15 protein-coding genes are annotated in these 15,707 nt (G+C 69.0%); 2 read left to right on the top strand and 13 right to left on the bottom strand.

The features are described 5' to 3' along the window. Positions 1 to 3: 3 nt before the first annotated feature. From IPJ87_10075 to IPJ87_10015, 13 genes are read right to left on the bottom strand one after another with little or no spacing between them, the layout of a single operon-like run. Complete coding sequence (locus IPJ87_10075; GenBank protein MBK7942201.1) at positions 4 to 762, bottom strand: polysaccharide deacetylase family protein; 759 nt, start codon at positions 760 to 762, stop codon at positions 4 to 6. Then, positions 759 to 1,577: a beta-ketoacyl synthase chain length factor gene (locus tag IPJ87_10070; GenBank protein MBK7942200.1), complete on the bottom strand. Its 819-nt coding sequence runs from the start codon at positions 1,575 to 1,577 to the stop codon at positions 759 to 761. The genes IPJ87_10075 and IPJ87_10070 overlap by 4 nt, the downstream gene beginning before the upstream one ends. After that, positions 1,574 to 2,761 (bottom strand): beta-ketoacyl-[acyl-carrier-protein] synthase family protein, encoded by a 1,188-nt coding sequence (locus tag IPJ87_10065; GenBank protein ID MBK7942199.1) that lies wholly within the window; start codon positions 2,759 to 2,761, stop codon positions 1,574 to 1,576. The genes IPJ87_10070 and IPJ87_10065 overlap by 4 nt, the downstream gene beginning before the upstream one ends. After that, positions 2,758 to 3,018, bottom strand: coding sequence for an acyl carrier protein (locus tag IPJ87_10060; GenBank protein ID MBK7942198.1), 261 nt, complete (start codon positions 3,016 to 3,018; stop codon positions 2,758 to 2,760). Before IPJ87_10060 ends, IPJ87_10065 begins: the two co-directional genes overlap by 4 nt. Before the next feature lie 2 nt (positions 3,019 to 3,020). After that, entirely contained in the window at positions 3,021 to 3,623 is a 603-nt protein-coding gene (locus tag IPJ87_10055) for a hypothetical protein (GenBank protein MBK7942197.1), read from the bottom strand. After that, on the bottom strand, positions 3,620 to 4,756 hold the full coding sequence (locus tag IPJ87_10050; GenBank protein MBK7942196.1) for a beta-ketoacyl synthase: 1,137 nt from the start codon (positions 4,754 to 4,756) through the stop codon (positions 3,620 to 3,622). Before IPJ87_10050 ends, IPJ87_10055 begins: the two co-directional genes overlap by 4 nt. Further along, positions 4,729 to 5,151, bottom strand: coding sequence for an acyl-CoA thioesterase (locus tag IPJ87_10045; protein ID MBK7942195.1), 423 nt, complete (start codon positions 5,149 to 5,151; stop codon positions 4,729 to 4,731). Before IPJ87_10045 ends, IPJ87_10050 begins: the two co-directional genes overlap by 28 nt. Next, a complete protein-coding gene (locus IPJ87_10040) occupies positions 5,141 to 5,470 on the bottom strand; it encodes a 3-hydroxyacyl-ACP dehydratase (GenBank protein ID MBK7942194.1) in 330 nt (109 codons plus the stop codon). The genes IPJ87_10045 and IPJ87_10040 overlap by 11 nt, the downstream gene beginning before the upstream one ends. A 40-nt stretch (positions 5,471 to 5,510) precedes the next feature. Continuing rightward, the gene (locus IPJ87_10035) at positions 5,511 to 6,482 is read right to left on the bottom strand and encodes a hypothetical protein (protein MBK7942193.1); all 972 of its coding nucleotides are present in this window, start codon (positions 6,480 to 6,482) and stop codon (positions 5,511 to 5,513) included. Next, a complete protein-coding gene (locus tag IPJ87_10030; protein ID MBK7942192.1) occupies positions 6,457 to 6,717 on the bottom strand; it encodes an acyl carrier protein in 261 nt (86 codons plus the stop codon). Before IPJ87_10030 ends, IPJ87_10035 begins: the two co-directional genes overlap by 26 nt. A 1-nt stretch (position 6,718) precedes the next feature. Further along, positions 6,719 to 7,942 (bottom strand): beta-ketoacyl-[acyl-carrier-protein] synthase family protein, encoded by a 1,224-nt coding sequence (locus IPJ87_10025; protein ID MBK7942191.1) that lies wholly within the window; start codon positions 7,940 to 7,942, stop codon positions 6,719 to 6,721. A 7-nt stretch (positions 7,943 to 7,949) separates the two neighbouring features. Continuing rightward, positions 7,950 to 8,696 (bottom strand): 3-oxoacyl-ACP reductase FabG, encoded by a 747-nt coding sequence (gene fabG / locus IPJ87_10020; GenBank protein ID MBK7942190.1) that lies wholly within the window; start codon positions 8,694 to 8,696, stop codon positions 7,950 to 7,952. Next, a complete protein-coding gene (locus IPJ87_10015) occupies positions 8,693 to 10,243 on the bottom strand; it encodes an aromatic amino acid lyase (protein ID MBK7942189.1) in 1,551 nt (516 codons plus the stop codon). Before IPJ87_10015 ends, fabG begins: the two co-directional genes overlap by 4 nt. Before the next feature lie 119 nt (positions 10,244 to 10,362). Between IPJ87_10015 and IPJ87_10010 the strand changes: the two genes are divergently transcribed. Next, entirely contained in the window at positions 10,363 to 14,136 is a 3,774-nt protein-coding gene (locus IPJ87_10010) for a 1-acyl-sn-glycerol-3-phosphate acyltransferase (protein MBK7942188.1), read from the top strand. Further along, on the top strand, positions 14,133 to 15,683 hold the full coding sequence (locus IPJ87_10005; GenBank protein ID MBK7942187.1) for an NAD(P)/FAD-dependent oxidoreductase: 1,551 nt from the start codon (positions 14,133 to 14,135) through the stop codon (positions 15,681 to 15,683). Before IPJ87_10010 ends, IPJ87_10005 begins: the two co-directional genes overlap by 4 nt. The last annotated feature ends 24 nt before the right edge of the window (positions 15,684 to 15,707 follow it).

Genomic DNA, 15,707 nt, shown 5'->3' with positions numbered 1-15,707 from the left:
GGGTCAGTTGAAGCCGAGGGACCGGTCCACCCGCAGGAGGGGCACACCGGCGGTGCGGCAGCGTTCGATGATGGCGCGGGTGGTCTCCACCACGGGGCCCACGGTGTCGTGCAGCACCACCACGGTGCCCTTGGGCCGCTCGCCGAAGATCCAGGCGAGGCGTTTCTCCGTGGTGCGGAAGGTGGTGTCGAAGGGGCGCACGTCCCAGCCGATCACCCGCACCCCGGTGCGGCGCACGGCGGCGGCCACATTGGGCGAGGTGACCCCGAAGGGTGGACGGAACCACGGGGTGCGCATGCCGCAGGCCTGTTCGATGGCGGCCACGCCGCGCAAGATCTGTTCCACGCTGAGGGCGGTGCTGATGAAGCCCCAGCCCACGGGATGGTCCATGCTGTGGCAGCCCACCAGATGGCCTTCGTCCACCATGCGCTTCACCAGCGCGGGATGCCGCTCCACCTCCCGGCCGATGCAGAAGAAGGCGGCCTGCACGCCCTCGGCCTTCAGCAGGTCGAGCAGGGCGGGGGTGTGCTGCGGGTGCGGACCATCGTCGTACGTGAGCGCGAGCGTGCCGGGCTTGCCGTGGCGGTGGGCGCGCAGGAAGAGGCCCAGCGCGTGGTCCATCGCCCCCCAGCCCAGCAGAAGCAGGTGGGCGGCGAGCCCCGCGATGAAGGGCCACCACGGCCAGGCACCTGTCCACGCCAGCGCCAGCAACAGCGCGTGCAGCGGCAGCACGACGAACAGCAGCTTGTGGTGAAGGCTCATCGCGCCACGTGGATCAGCCCGTGCTGTTCCCCCTCGCGGTCCACCAGTTGCACGGCGGATCCGGCATCGGCGAGCGCCAACGCCATGGCCACCGCCGGTGCGCTGTGGTGCAGCCCGGTGCGATGCACGTAGGAGGTGCCGTTCGACGCGGCGGGCACCAGGGCGCCGGTCCACACCGGGATGTCGTCGCGGACCGCCACCCGCTCGGCAGGGCCCATGCGCACGTCCACCACACGGCCCTTGACCGCACCGTCGGCACCGCCGAGCACGAAGAAGGCGGCGCCTTCCGCAGGCCGCGCGCCGTTCGGTGCATGCCCGGCGCCGTGCAGCGCATCGAAGAGGTGGTCGAGCAGGGGCAGGTGCTCATCGCTCGCGCCCACGAGCACGCGGTCGCCGGGGCGGCGCTCCAGGTGCATCAGGGCGGCGAGCAGCGCGGCGTGGAAGCTGGTGAAGCCCTGGCTGAAGGTGAGGTTCGGCCCCTGGGCCTTCAGCGCGAGCGCGATCAGCCCGGCCACGGTGTTGTGCGTGCTGCGCATGAAGCTCGTGGGCGCCAGCAGCGATCCGGCGTTGCGCTCGATCTCCAGCAGGAACTCCCGGGTGTCGGCCAGGCAGCCCAGACCGGTGCCGTAGCAGATCGCATCCGGCCGCTCGATGCCGGCCTCCGCGAGCGCCGCCAGCGCACAGGCCATCGCGCGGCGCACCGGGGCGATCATGCGGCGCGCCATCGGCTTGGGCAGCAGCTCCATGCCGGGCACCACGGCCTCCTCGCCCGAGCCTGGGCGCAGCGTGTAGTGGGCGGCGGCGCGGATGATCATGGTGTGGCGGTGAGGACCAGCGCACTGTCGTTGCCGCCGAAGCCGAAGGAGGTGCTCAGCACGGTCGATACCCGGGCCTCGTTCGGGGCGGTGTTGGGCGCACTGCGCGAACCCTCGATGGGCGCAGCGAAGCGCAGGTTGGCCGGCACCACGCCGTGGCGGATCGCCAGCACGCTGAACACGGCCTCCAGGGCGCCGGCGGCGGCGAGCGTGTGCCCCGTGGCGCTCTTGGTGCTCACGAAGGGCGGCATGGTGGCGAAGAGGCGCTCCATGGCCACCTGTTCGGTGCCGTCGTTGTTGTCGGTGCCCGTGCCGTGGGCGTTGATCAGGTCCACCGCCTCCGGCGCCCGGCCCGCATCCTCCAAGGCGGCGCGCATGGCCTGGAAGGGGCCTTCGCCATCGGGCGAGGTGGCCGTTTGGTGGTGCGCATCGTTGGTGTTGGCGGCCCCGGCGAGGTAGGCCAACGGGGTGCGTCCGCGTGCCTCGGCCCGGTCGGCGCGTTCCAGCACCAGGTAGGCCGCGCCCTCGCCCAGGTTCATGCCGCCGCGGTCGGCACTGAACGGCCGGCACGGGGTGGGGTCCATGGCGCTGAGGGCCCGGAACCCTTCGGTGGTGAAGCGGCACAAGGCATCGGTGCCGCCGGCGAGCACCACCTCGGCCCGGCCCGAACGGATCAGCCACGCGCCCAGCATCAGCGCGTTGGCGCTGCTGGAGCAGGCGGTGCTCAGGGTGGTCACCAGTCCGCGGAGTCCAAGGTGGCCGGCGAGCTGGAGCGCGTGGTCGCCGACGGCATGGCCGAGGGCACGGTCGATGCCGTCCACGCCGCCGGCCATCCATCCCGTCGCGAAGGCCTCGCTGCGGTCCATGCCGCCCACCGTGCTCGCGCTGAGCAGGTCGACGACCTCGTCCGTACCGATGCCCGCATCGCGCAGCGCCTCCTGGGCGGCGATGAGGCCGAGCAGCACGGTGCGTGAGCGGTCGGGATCCACCCCGGCCAGCGCGGCGAGGTCGCTGTTGGTGGCCTTCACTTCACCGAACCAGAGCTCGGGGAAGGGCAGCTGCAGGTGGGTGAGCCGGCCGATGCCCGAACGGCCTGCGCGCAGCCCGCTTAACTGGGCCGCGGTCCCGGTCCCCAGCGCAGAGATCGCGCCGATCCCCGTGATGGCGACCGGTGGGCGGTTCACTGGCCGTGGCTCTGGATGAACTCCGCCATGGTGTTCACCGAGCGGAACACCGTCTGACCCTGCTTGGGGTCGGTGATCTTGATGCCGTAGTGGCGCTCCAGCAGCACGATCAGCTCCAACGCATCGATGGAATCCAGGCCGAGGCCTTCGCCGAACAGGACCTGGTCATCGCCGATGTCCTCCACCTTCACCTCCTCCAGGTTGAGCTGTTCGATGATCTGCGCTTTGAGCTGCTGCTTCAGGGCCTGTGCGTCCATGGTCAGGGAGTGCTGGGGAATAACGTCGTGAGGTCGGCTTGGTTCGTCAGGTCAGCATCCGGACCGAAAAGCACGGCCTGGGCCTCGAAACGATCGGCGAAGATATCGGACCACAGGCAGACCAGCCACCGCACCCGCAGGTCGTCGCGGAGCAGCCGTGCCGCCACCACGCTTTCGGGGCTGTCGGGGCCCGGAGTCATCAGGCAGAGCGAAGGGCCGCGCATGCCGTGGCGGATGGTGAGCTCGCCCACACCGATGTTGGGCAGGGTGTACACGAAGACCGCCGGGCTGGCGAGCCCAGACCCCTGCCGGATCCGCCAGTGCTCCACATCGCTGCTGCCGCTGCCACTGCGGCTCAGGGCCAGCACGGCCGTGCCTTCGGCCAGGTCGGCACCGCGGTCGCGCGCCACGCGCAGCACGGGCTCGGCCACCAGCACGGCCAGTTTCGCGGCCAGGTCCATCTTGTGGAACTTGGGGTAGTCCATCGCCAGGGCCTGGTACGCCGCGCGCAGCGCTTCAACGGGGGGGCCTGACGGCGCGGCGAGAAGCGTCGCGTCCAAGGTGAACACCCCGGGGGACAGGCGGCTGTGGGCGATGGGCGTCATGCGCGGAGCACGATGGCGGCGTTGCAGCCTCCGAAGCCCGAGGAGGTCTTCAGCAGCGTGCGGCCCTGGGTGTGGCGATGCTCATGGAGCACATCGATGCCGGGCAGCGTGACCGAGCGGGTGGCGCCGAGGCTGCGCAGCATCACGCCCTGCCGCAGCGCATGCACGGCCACCAAGGCCTCCACCAGGCCCGCGGCGCCGAGCGTGTGGCCGAAGTAGCCCTTGTAGGAGTTCACCGGAGCATGGCCGAGGCCCAGCCGGGTGAAGGCGATGTGCTCCATGCCGTCATTGTACACGCTGCCCGTGCCGTGCGCGTTCACATGGGTGATCGCATCCACCGCGAGCCCCGCATCGACCAGCGCGCCCTGCACGGCGCGCACCAGGCCCTCGCCGGTGCGGGAGGGGCCGGAGATGTGGTTGGCATCGTTGCCCATTCCGCCTCCGAGGTAGGTGGCCAGGGGGCCGTGGCGGAAGAGGCTCGGGTCGCGCGTGAGCACCACCGAAGCGGCGGCCTCGCCCAGGGAGATGCCGTCACGGTCATCGTCGAAGGGGCGGCAGGGCCCGTTGGCGATGGCGTGCAGGCAGTGGAAGCCCGAAAGCACGAAGTCCGTGGCCTCATCGAGCCCTGTCACCAGCACATGGTCCGCATCGCCGTTCCGGATCATGCCAGCGGCCAGATGCACCGCCAGCGTGCCGGAGACGCAGGCGTTGGACACCACGATGGGCGTGCCCGGCAGGCCGAGGGCCACGCCCGTGCGCATGGCGAACAACGGCAGCTCCGCATCCTCGGGACGCCCTTCCTCCAGGGCCCGGATGTCGCCCTTGGTGGTGGCCAGGATCCAAGCGGTGCGGGGCAGGGTGCGCAGGCTGCGCGACAGGCCGGACATGGTCTGTCGCACGGCCGCGCCCAGCAGGCGCTGGGCGCGGCGGCCCCCGCCGGTGAGCGCGGTCTCGTCGCACCGGCCCACATGCACCGGAGCATCACTGCCGGGGAACGGTTCAGGCCGCAAGCCGCACCGGCCCGCATGCATCGCTGCGAAGCTGTCCTCCAGAGTGGCGCCCAGTGGTGTCAAGCAGCCGGGGGCTCCCAGGACGATCGGGTCGTTCACCGGAGCCCGTGGCGCTGTTTCCATTCCTGGTAGAAGGGGGGGGGGATCAACTGCAGCTTCCGCTCTCGGTCCAGGAACACCTGTGTGGTCTCGGCCACCGCCGCCACTGCGGTGCGGCCCTTGGCCCGGATGCGGTAGCGCAGCACCACCTTGGCCGCGGCCTGGGGGACGAAGGCCGTGGTGATCTCCACGATGTCGCCGTACTCCAGCATGGCCTTGTGGTCGATCACCGTACGCACCACGGGCGTGGTGAAGCCGAGGTCGAAGATCTTCATGGCGTCCAGCCCATGCGCATGGCCGAAGGCCTCGCGGCCACGTTCCATGAACTTCACATAGTTGCCGTGCCACACGATGCCCATGGGGTCCAGGTCGCCGAAGGTGATGGGCACCTCGCAGGTGGTGGTCAGTTCAGGCTCCATCGGCTCCGGTCATCAGGAACACCTTCATCTCCATTTCGGCGATCACCACGTCGGCCGCACGCACGGTGCCCAGCAGCACCTGCACGTTGGCCAAGCGGTGCTGCATCGCCACGGTGGTCTCCAGCAGGTCTCCGATGCGGGGCAGCCGTTCGATGCGCAGGCGCGACACCGCCCCGATGAAACCCACAGGGGGTTCGCCCTCGCCTGCGCCGGCCGCGGCGTATCCGGTGCCCAGCGCGGTGCTCTGCGCCACATGCTCGATGAGGCCCGCCTCGAGCAGGAGGCCCTCCTCGGCGAAGACGTTGTCCGCCCTCACCACGAGCCGTGTGGTGTGCGTGTCCCCGTCGGAGGCGACAAGCTCATCGACCAGTACGATCGGCGGGCGGTGCGGCAGGAACCGAAGCACGGCCTCGCCCCGGGGAAGTGGCAGGGGCATCGCTCCAAAATTCATAAAAGTTGGACCATTGGAAGGGATGGCGCCGTACGACCTCCTCCAGCGCGGCCACGAAACGGGCGAGCTGCACCTTGGCATCGCGGTCGTGGGGCAGGGGGTCGGTGGCCGTGAAGGTGTACTCACGGGGACCTGTGCGCACCACGAAGGCGAAGCAGACCGGCACGTCGAAGGCGGCGGCGATGGCGAACGGACCCAAGGGGAAGGGGGCCTCTGCGCCCAGGAAGGGCATGCGCGCGGTGCGGCCGCCGGCCAGGGACCGGTCGCCGTGGATGCACACCAGCCGCCCTTCGGCCAGGGCCCCGCGGATGCGGAACAAGTGCGACATGTCGTCCTTCAACGCGATCACCTCGTAGCGCTTGTCCTGGGTGGCCTCCTCGTGCGCCTGCTTGATGGCCTGCTCCTCCGCATCGAGCATCACCACGCTCACCTGCCCCTGATAGCGTTTCAGCATGTAGCTGGCCATCTGCCAGTTGCCCACATGGGCGCTGATGAGCAACCCCCCGCGACCGTCGTCGAGGATGCGCTGAAGGGTGTCCCCGGCCTGGTGCGCGGTCCGGAACCGGTCCTTCAGGCCCGCCATGACGGCCGCCTTGTCGATGATCAGCTTTCCGAAGGTGTGATAGGCGCGGAACAGGACCCACCAGCGGGGGCTGCGGTCCGTGGGACGGACGCGGGCGTAGTAGCGCGACCAGGCACGGCCGGGCGCGCGGGCGGCGATCACGAAGTAAAAGGCTACGGGGACCAGCAGCGTATACGCCGCCCACAGGCCCACACGGCGGATGAGGAAGATGAAGATGCGGTGGCCGAGCGGAGTGCCCCGGCTGCGGCCCTGCCAGGCCGCAGGGCGGTCCTCAGGCGCGGGCGATGCGCTGCTCAATGTGCTCGTAGAAATCCTGGAAGGTGCCGATCCGCTGGAAATCCTCCGCGGTGAGCTTCACGCCGAAGTTGTCCTGGATCACGACCACCAGGTCCACGTAGTCCAGGCTATCGAGGGCCAGGGTCTCTTTCATGTCGGCGTGAGGCAGGATCAGGTCCTCCTGCACCTCGAACTCCTCCACCAGGAACACCTTGGTGCGGGCTTCGATCTCCTCCCGTTGCGCAACGGTGCTCATGTCAGCTAGCGTAGCGTTTGATGATCAATGATGAGTTCGTCCCCCCGAAGCCGAAGGAGTTGGAGAGCAGCACGTCCACTCTCTTGTCCATCGGACGGCTCACGAGGTTCAAACGCTCGGAAGCTTCATCGGGTTCTTCAAAATTAATGTTCGGGGCGAGGTAAGCGCCCTGCATCATCAGCACGCTGTACACCACCTCGCTGGCACCGGCCATCCAGCACTCGTGGCCGGTCATGCTCTTGGTGCTGCTCACCAGGGGGCGGTGGGCGCCGAACACGGTGTCGATGGCGCGCGCCTCCACCAGGTCGCCGATGGGTGTGGACGTGGCGTGGGCGTTGATGTACTCGATATCGGACGGGCCCATGCCGGCCATCTTCAGGGCCATGTTCAGCGCGCGCACCTGGCCATCGAGGTCGGGGTCGCTGATGTGGAGACCGTTGGAGGAGAAGCCGTAGCCCATCACTTCAGCGAGGATCGGCGCGCCGCGCTCCAGGGCCGATGACAGGCTCTCCAGCACCAGGGCGGCGCTGCCCCCGCTGGGCACGAGCCCGTCGCGGTCCTTGTCGAAGGGGCGCGAGGCGCGCGTGGGGTCCTGCTCGCGCACACTGAAGGCCGAGATGCCATCGAAGCTGCAGAAGGCGATGGGGTTCACCTCCTGCGCACCGCCGCAGAGCACGATGCGCTGCAGCCCCTGCTTGATCAGCAGGTAGCCCATGCCGATGGCGTGTGAACCGCTGGCGCAGGCGCCGCTGACGGTGAAGTTGATGCCCCGCAGCCGGAAGATCGTGGCCAGGTTCATCGTCACCGTCGAGTTCATCGACTGGAAGATGGAGCCCGATCCGATGAGAGTGGTGTCCTTCTTGCGCCGCAGGGCATCCACCCCTTCCACCACTGCCATCGCACTGCTGTCGTTGCCGTACAGGATGCCCACCTCGTGGTCCAGGAAGGTCTGCTCGATGATGCCGGCCTGCCGGAAGGCCTGCGCGGTGGCCGCATAGGCATAGAAGCACTCCTCGGCCATGCCCACACGCTGGCGGCGGCCCAGTTCGGCCTTCAGGTCGGGCATGTCCACCTTGCCGGTAAGGGCGCTGCGGAAGCCCATCTCCTTGCGCACCGGGTCGAACACGATGCCCGAACGGCCGATGCGCAGGCTCTCGGACACCTCCGCCAGGTCCTTGCCGAGGCAGGACCAGATCCCCATGCCGGTGATGACGACGCGTTCCACAGTGCGATCAGGAATGGATGCCGCCGTTGACGTGGATCACCTCGCCGGTGATGTAGCTGGCGCGCGGTGAGGCCAGGAAGGACACCGCATGGGCCACCTCCTCGGGTTCGCCGAAGCGCTCCATGGGGATCATGCCCTTGAGCTGGTCCACCGGCAGGTCCTTGGTCATGTCCGTGCGGATGAAGCCCGGGGCCACCGCGTTGACGGTGATCTTCCGTTTGGCCACCTCCTGGGCCAGGCTGCGCGTGGCGCCGATGATGGCGGCCTTCGCGGCGCTGTAGTTCGTCTGCCCGGCCACACCCTTCGCACCAGAGACGCTCACCACATTGATGATGCGGCCCGACCGCTGGCGGACCATCTTCTGCATCACCGCACTGGTGACGTTGAAGAAGCCGTGCAGGCTGGTGTCGATCACCGCGTGCCAGTCCTCGGGCTGTAGGAAGACGAACAGATTGTCCTTGGTGATGCCGGCGTTGTTCACCAGCACGTCGATGCGGGCCTCGGGATGTGCTTCGGTCCAAGCGGCGATGGCCGCGTGCGCGGCCTCCCGGTCGGTGACGTCGAAGCCGAGGGTCTCGGCCTTCACCCCGTGCGCACGGACCATGCGGGCGGTCTCCGCCGCCTGCTCGGCCCCTTTGGCATAGTTCACCAGGATGTGCAGCCCGTGGTCGGCGGCCAGCGCGACGGCCACCGCGCGGCCGATGCCACGGGAGGCCCCGGTGACCAGGGCATAGCGTTCGGGGGGGGTGCTCATCCGGGGAACAGGTCGTTGATCAGCAGGCGCGAGCGCAGGTCGTGCAGGATGGCCGTGCTGGGCGCATCGGTGATCACCGGCCCGGCCACCGCGCGGATCTCCTCATAGAAGGCCCGGTTGGCGGGGGCCAGGGTGTCCTTCACCCCCGCGATGTCCACCGCCTGGGCCAGGGCCAGGCATTGAATGGCCATCACCTGCGCCGTGTTGTCGATCACCCGCGCCGCCATCCAGGCCGCGTTGGTGCCCATGCTCACGATGTCCTGGTTGTCGTTGTTGTTGGGGATGGAATGCACGTACAGCGACGTACTGAGCGCCTGGCACTCGGCCGTGGTGCTCACGGCGGTGAACTGGATGCCCTGCAGCCCGTAGTCGATGCCGGGCCGGCCCATCACCAGGAACGGCGGGAACAGGCCGTTCACCTTGTCGTTCAGCAGGAAGTTCAGCTGTCGCTCGGTGAGCATGCACAGCTTGGCCACCGCCAGCTTCAACTGGTCCATGGCCAGCGCCACCTGGTCGCCGTGGAAGTTGCCCCCGTGGTATACGCTGGCGGTGCGGTGGTCCACCACCGGGTTGTCGTCCACGCTCAGGAGCTCGTCATGGACCGCGCGGGCGCTCTGCTCCACGGTGTCGTGGATGGGCCCGAGCACCTGCGGGATGCACCGGATGCTGTAATGCTCCTGCACCTTGTGGTCGAACATGCTGCCGTTCGACCGGTCGCGCTGCTTGTAGAGGTGCTCCTCGCGCTTCTTGGTCCACGCGGCGCCTTCCAGCCTGCCACGCAGCCCGGCGGCCACGACGTTCTGGCCGGTGTGCCGCTTGGCGCCGTTGAGCACGTCGCTCAAGTGGTCGTCGTAGGCGCCCACCACCTCGCTGATCAGCGCGCCCATGGCGATGGCGCGGTCCACCAGCCGGCGCGCATGATGCACGTTGATCGCGCCGAGACCGCTCATGCAGGCCGTGCCGTTCACGATGGCCAGGCCGTCGCGCATGCTCAGCTTCAGCGGTGTGACGCCCGCTTCCTTGAGGATGTCGGCCATCGGTCGGCGCAGGCCCTTGTAGGTGCCGGTGCCCTCGCCGATCAAGCCCAGGCCGATATGGGCCTGCTGCACCAGGTCGCCGCTGGCCCCCACACCGCCGTGCTGCGGGATGGTGGGGTGGATGCCCCGTTCCAGATACGTGAGCAGCTGGTCGATCACGGCCCGGCTCACGCCCGAATAGCCCAGCAGAAAGGTGATCGCCCGGCTCAGCATGCAGGCCCGCACCGCCACATCGGGCAGGGGGGCGCCCATGCCCGAGGCATGGCTCCGCAGCAGGTTGTACTGCAGCCGCTCGCTGTCCGCCTCGGGGATGTGGTACTGCACCAGCGGGCCGAAGCCGGTGTTGATGCCGTAGATCACCTTGTCCCGGGCGAACTCCTGCAGAAAGGCGTAGGAACGGTCAGCGGCGTCCAGGTCATCCGGCGAGGGCCGGAGCGTGCCCTCACCCATCGTGATGGCGACGAAGGCCTCGAGGTCCAGGTCACGCACGGTGCGGGGGCGGATGTCCACGGTCAAGGGCAAGGGTTGGGAAAAGGCGGGCAAAGTTAACCTACCGGTCTAATTTCGCCGGGTCCGTGGCGACCGCGTGACGAACGAGCATGGGAGCAGGGTTCAGCGCGTTGTACCGGATGTTGCGAGATCGCCGCTGGCTGTTGGTGGCCTTTCTGGCGGCCTGGGCCGTGTTCGTGGCGCTGTCCCTCCCGCGCCTGCGGCTGGTGAACGACCTGTTCCAGGCCCTGCCCAGCGACCCGCAGGTGGAGCGCTTCCGGGCCCTGCTGGGCACGGCGCCCGGCGCGGACCGATCGCTGGTCGGATTCACCGCTGAGGAAGGTGTTGCGCCAGACAGTGCCATCGCCGCTTCGGACCGCTTCGTGCAGGCCGTTCGCTCCAGTGGCGGTGCCGGTCGCTTCATGCAGGTCGACAACACCCCGGACCCGCAATGGTTCGACGCCGCTGTGGACGCGGCCCTGCGCGACCTGCCCGCCTTCGCCGACACCAGTGCATTGGCCCGCCTGCTGGCCCTCGACGACCGCGGGCTCGACAGCCTCATGGGCGGCGTGCGCGCACGCCTTCTGGGGCCCGGAGGTCTGGTGCAGGAGCCGCTGATCCTGGGGGACCCGGCCCACCTGCTGGACGGCCATCTGCACGCCCTTCGCGCGCGTTCGGACCTCGGCGGGGTGGACGGCTCCTCGGGCGTGCTGCTCGATCGCAGCGGATCCACTGCGGTCGTTCTCCTTCGCCCTCGGCCCGAGCTTCCCGACACCGCCCTGGACCGCCTGGTGGATGAGCTGCGTCTGCGGATGGCCGAGGCCTGTGGCTCCGGCGTAGAGGCCGAGGTCTTCGGTCCCGCTGCGATCGCCCGGGCCAATAACCTGCGCATCGCCGCGGATTCGCGCCTCACCACCGGCATCTCCGTGGCGCTCTTCCTGCTGCTGCTGTTCGCTTACTACCGCAAGTGGAGCATGCCCCTGCTGGTGCTGCTGCCCGCCGCCTTCGGCCTCTTGAACGCCTTGAGCATCCTCGCCTGGGCGGCCCCGACGCTGTCCTCCATCGCCCTCGGGGTCTCCGCCACCCTCCTGGGCATCGCGCTGGACTATGCGCTCCATCACTTCACCCACCTGCGCCACAGCCGCGATGTGGAGCGCACCGTGAAGGATGTGGCCACCCCGCTGCTGCTGGGGTGCGCCACCACCATCCTCGCCTTCATGGCCCTGCGCACCCTGGGGGCGCCCCTGCTGCGCGACCTGGGCCTGATGGCCGCCCTGATGCTCGGCTCGGCCGCGCTGTTCACCCTGGTGGTGCTGCCCCATGTGCCGGTGCGCTGGCCTGCCCGCCCGGCACCTGAGCCCGTCCCGCGGCCGATCCCCGCGTGGCGTCGCCGTGCAGTGGCCTGGAGCCCGCTGGCGGTGCTGCTGATCACCTTGGCGCTCTGGCCCTTCACGGACCGCGTGCGCTTCGAGGATGACCCGGAGCGGCTGAGCTACATGCCCGCCCCCATGCGCGAGCTGCGGGAGCGGCTGTTCGGTGCACCGGGGGACCTGCGGACCGTGTTCATCGTCACCGAGGCGGACGAGGAGGAGGGAGCCCGCCGGGCCACGGGCGAGGCCGTCCACCGCCTCCGGATGGCGTCACCGGCGCCCTTCGTCACCCTGGTGTCGCCGACGGACCTTCTTCCGGCCGACAACGCGCGCCGGCTGGCCCGGTCGGCGTGGGTGAACGTCCTGCAGCGGCACGATACCGCCGCATTCCGCCGACGCATGGAGCACGCGGCGGACCGGGCGGGCTTCGCCGCCGATGCATTCGCCCCGCTGATGCGCGCCCTGGCCGGGGCGGCCCCCGTTCCGGTGGACAGCGCCACCAAGGCCCTGCTCGAGGAAGGCACGGTGACGCACCTTCCGACCGGTCGCGTGCGCTGCCTGGCCCTGGCGCGTGTGCGGCCCGGTGATGAGGCCCGGGTGCAGGCCCTGCTCACCGGTACGCCGAGCGAGGTGCTCCACCGCGGCCTGCTCGGCGACCGGCTCAAGGCACTGGTGGGCGATGAACTGCAGCGCGTCCTCTGGATCACCGCGCTGCTGGTGTTCGGCGTGCTGCTGATCAATTACGGGCGCATCGAACTGGCCGTGATCACCTTCCTGCCGATGTTGCTGAGCTGGATCTGGATCCTGGGCCTCTGCGGGCTGTTCGACATCCCGTTCAACATGGTGAACGTGCTGGTGTGCACCTTCATCTTCGGCCTCGGCGACGACTACTGCCTGTTCACCAGCAGCGGCATCCTCAACCGCTATCGCGATGGCAGCGACGACCTGCCCGCCATCCGCGCGGGGGTGGTGCTCTCCGTGGCCAGCACGGTGATCGGCACCGGCGTCCTGCTCCTGGCCGAGCATCCCGCCCTGCGCAGCATCGCGCTGCTCAGCGTGGTGGGCATGCTCTGCATCCTGGTGATCTCCCTCACCGTGCAGCCCGTGCTGTATCGCTGGCTGATCACCGGCCGCGCGGCCAAGGGACTGCTGCCCTTCACCCTGCGCTCCCTGCTGATCTCCCTCTTCGCCTTCGCCTACTTCCTGACCGGCTGCCTGGTGCAGCTCGCGGTACTGCCCCTGGTGGCGGTGTCGCCCATCCCGCGGGAGACCAAACGCCGCGTGTTCGGCCGCTCGCTCATGATCTTCACCCGGTCGCTCGTGTACGTCATGGCCAACGTGCGCAAGGATGTGCAGGACTTCCGCCCCGCCCTGCGCAACGGCCCCGCCATCCTGATCGCCAACCACGCCTCCTTCGTGGACATCCTGGTGATGCTCATGGTGCACCCCCGCACCATCATGATGACCAACCGCTGGGTGTGGAACTCCCCGTTCTTCGGGGCCTTCGTGCGTTTCACGGGCTTCGTGCGCAGCGAGGACGACATCACCACCAACACCGAGCGGGTGCGCGAGGCCGTGCAGCGCGGCTGGAGCCTGGTGGTGTTCCCCGAGGGCACGCGCAGCCTCGACGGGCGCATCGGCCGATTCCACAAGGGGGCCTTCCACATGGCGCAGGAGCTCAGGCTTCCGTTGGTGCCGGTGCTGCTGCATGGCGTGGGCTACGCCATGGCCAAAAGCGACGCCATGCTGAAGGATTCCACCATCACCATGCGCACGCTGCCGCCGATCATGCCGGACGACCCGCGCTTCCCGCAGCCGCTGCGCGAACGCACCAAGGCCATCACCGCCTGGTTCCGGCAGGAGCATGGCGCGCTGCGCGCGGCGCGCGAGACCCCGACCTTCTTCCGGGCCCAGCTCGTGCGCTCCTTCACCTACAAAGGCCCCGTGCTCGAGTGGTATATCCGCATCAAGTCCCGCATCGACGCCCGGCTGGACGAACGCATCCATGCGCTGCTGCCGCGCACCGGCGACATCGTGGACCTGGGTTGCGGCTATGGTCCGCTCACTTTCCTGCTCCACTGGAGCGCCCCGGAACGCCGGCTGCTCGGGGTGGACCATGACGCGGAGAAAGTGGCCGTGGCCACGCAGGGCCTGCTGCGCGGTGACAACCTGCGGTTCCAGCAGGTCGACCTGCTCACCTGGCGGCCACCGCCGGCGGATGCCTACCTCCTGAAGGACGTGCTGCACTACCTGCCGATGGCGCGGCAGGAGGATCTGCTGCGGTCCTGTGCGGAAGCCCTGCGACCGGGCGGCGTCATCGTGGTGCGCGATGGCTTCACGGGCGATGCTCAACGCCATGCGCGAACCCGCTGGACGGAGCGGTTCTCCACCGCTCTGGGCTTCAACAAGACGGCCGCACCGCTCACGTTCATGGACCGGAAGGACCTGGAGCGCATGGCGGCCACCCACGGCCTGCGCCTGCAGTGGGTCGACGAAGGCCGCATCACCTCCAACGCCCTGGCGGCCCTGTACAAGCCGGCATGAGCAGCGATCGCTCCTTCGATGTGCTGGTGATCGGCGCCGGGCTCGGCGGGCTTGAATGTGCCGTGATCCTGGCGCGCGAAGGCCTGAGCGTGTGCGTGCTGGAACAGAACAGCCAGCTCGGCGGCAGCCTGCAGGTGTTCAGCCGGGAGAAGCGGCTCTTCGACACCGGGGTGCACTACCTCGGCGGTCTGCTGCCCGGCCAGAACCTCGACCGCTACTTCCGCTACCTCGGCATCCGCGACGGCCTGAAGCTGCACCGCATGGACGTGGACGGCTTCGACCGCATCACGTTCGGCGACGATCCACAGGAACACCCCCTCGCACAGGGCCATGCGCATTTCGTGGATCGGCTGACGCAGCTCTTCCCGCGTGAACGAGCCGCCATCCAACGCTTCAGTGATGATGTGCGCGCCACCTGCGATCGCTTCCCCCTCTACTACCTGCGCTATGCCGAGCACAACGAATGGGAGGATCCGGCCCTCCAGGTGAACGCCCGCGACCACATCGCCTCGTTGACCCGCGATCCCGCGCTGCGTGCCGTGCTCGGTGCGCCCAACGTACTGCACGCCGGCCGTGGCGACCGCACGCCCTTCTACATGCACGCGCTGGTGCTGAACACCTACATCGAGAGCGCCTGGCGATGCGTGGACGGCGGATCGCAGCTCGCCAAGCTGCTCGCCCGCGAGGCCCGTGCCCACGGTGCGGTGATCCTGCCCCGCAAGCGCGTCACCCGGCTGGACACCGACGCGATGGGCGTCAGCGCCGTGCATACCGCGGATGGCGATCGGTTCACCGCCCGACATGTGGTGGCCGACGTGCATCCGGCCGCGGTGCTGGACATGATCCACGGCGACGGCGTGCGCCCCGCCTACCGCAACCGCGTCAAGGTGATGGACAACACCATCGGCACCTTTTGCGTGCATCTGGCGCTGCGGCCCGGTGCGTTCCCGTACCACGACCACAACCACTACCACTTCGCCGACCACGACGTGTGGGCCCCGATGGATCCCGCATCCGGCGGCCAGCGCGGGCAGTTCATGCTGTTCACGCCGCTCATGCACGGCGGTGGGGGCACGGTGGACGCCGTCTCGATCATGACCTTCATGCCCTATGCGGCGGTGGCTCGCTGGGCAGGCACTCGCAGCACCGTGGCCGAACCCGGCGCACGCGATGCCGACTACGAGGCGTTCAAGCGCCGCGCCGCGGAGGAGGTGCTGGAGCACGTGCATCGGCGGTACCCCGCCTTGCGTGACATCATCACCGGCCGCTGGACCACCACCCCGCTCACCTTCCGCGACTACATCGGCTGCCCGGAAGGGACCACCTATGGGATCCAGAAGGAGGCGAGCGCGCCGATGCGCACCTACCTCTCGCCCCGGACCAAGGTGCCCAACCTCTTCCTCACCGGGCAGAACATCAACCTGCACGGCATCCTGGGCGTCACCGTCAGCAGCGTGGTCACCAGCGCGGAACTGGTGGGCAAGCGCTACCTGGTGGAGAAGATCCAGCGCGAGACCGGCGGGGGGGAGGTGGTGGTGAAGGGGTGAGCTTTCCGCAGCCCAAGCAGCACT

It is taken from the genome of Flavobacteriales bacterium, from assembly GCA_016713875.1.
Lineage (GTDB): Bacteria > Bacteroidota > Bacteroidia > Flavobacteriales_F > PHOS-HE28 > PHOS-HE28.
Note: the sequence above shows the minus strand (reverse complement) of the source record. Positions and strands in the feature narration are given on the sequence as shown.

Coding starts and splice junctions, on each gene's coding strand:
- IPJ87_10045 (MBK7942195.1), bottom strand. CDS start 5,151: ATGGAGCCTGAACTGACCACCACCTGCGAGGTGCCCATCACCTTCGGC.
- IPJ87_10070 (MBK7942200.1), bottom strand. CDS start 1,577: ATGATCATCCGCGCCGCCGCCCACTACACGCTGCGCCCAGGCTCGGGC.
- IPJ87_10055 (MBK7942197.1), bottom strand. CDS start 3,623: ATGACGCCCATCGCCCACAGCCGCCTGTCCCCCGGGGTGTTCACCTTG.
- IPJ87_10010 (MBK7942188.1), top strand. CDS start 10,363: ATGTTGCGAGATCGCCGCTGGCTGTTGGTGGCCTTTCTGGCGGCCTGG.
- IPJ87_10075 (MBK7942201.1), bottom strand. CDS start 762: ATGAGCCTTCACCACAAGCTGCTGTTCGTCGTGCTGCCGCTGCACGCG.
- fabG (MBK7942190.1), bottom strand. CDS start 8,696: ATGAGCACCCCCCCCGAACGCTATGCCCTGGTCACCGGGGCCTCCCGT.
- IPJ87_10030 (MBK7942192.1), bottom strand. CDS start 6,717: ATGAGCACCGTTGCGCAACGGGAGGAGATCGAAGCCCGCACCAAGGTG.
- IPJ87_10005 (MBK7942187.1), top strand. CDS start 14,133: ATGAGCAGCGATCGCTCCTTCGATGTGCTGGTGATCGGCGCCGGGCTC.
- IPJ87_10050 (MBK7942196.1), bottom strand. CDS start 4,756: ATGGAAACAGCGCCACGGGCTCCGGTGAACGACCCGATCGTCCTGGGA.
- IPJ87_10060 (MBK7942198.1), bottom strand. CDS start 3,018: ATGGACGCACAGGCCCTGAAGCAGCAGCTCAAAGCGCAGATCATCGAA.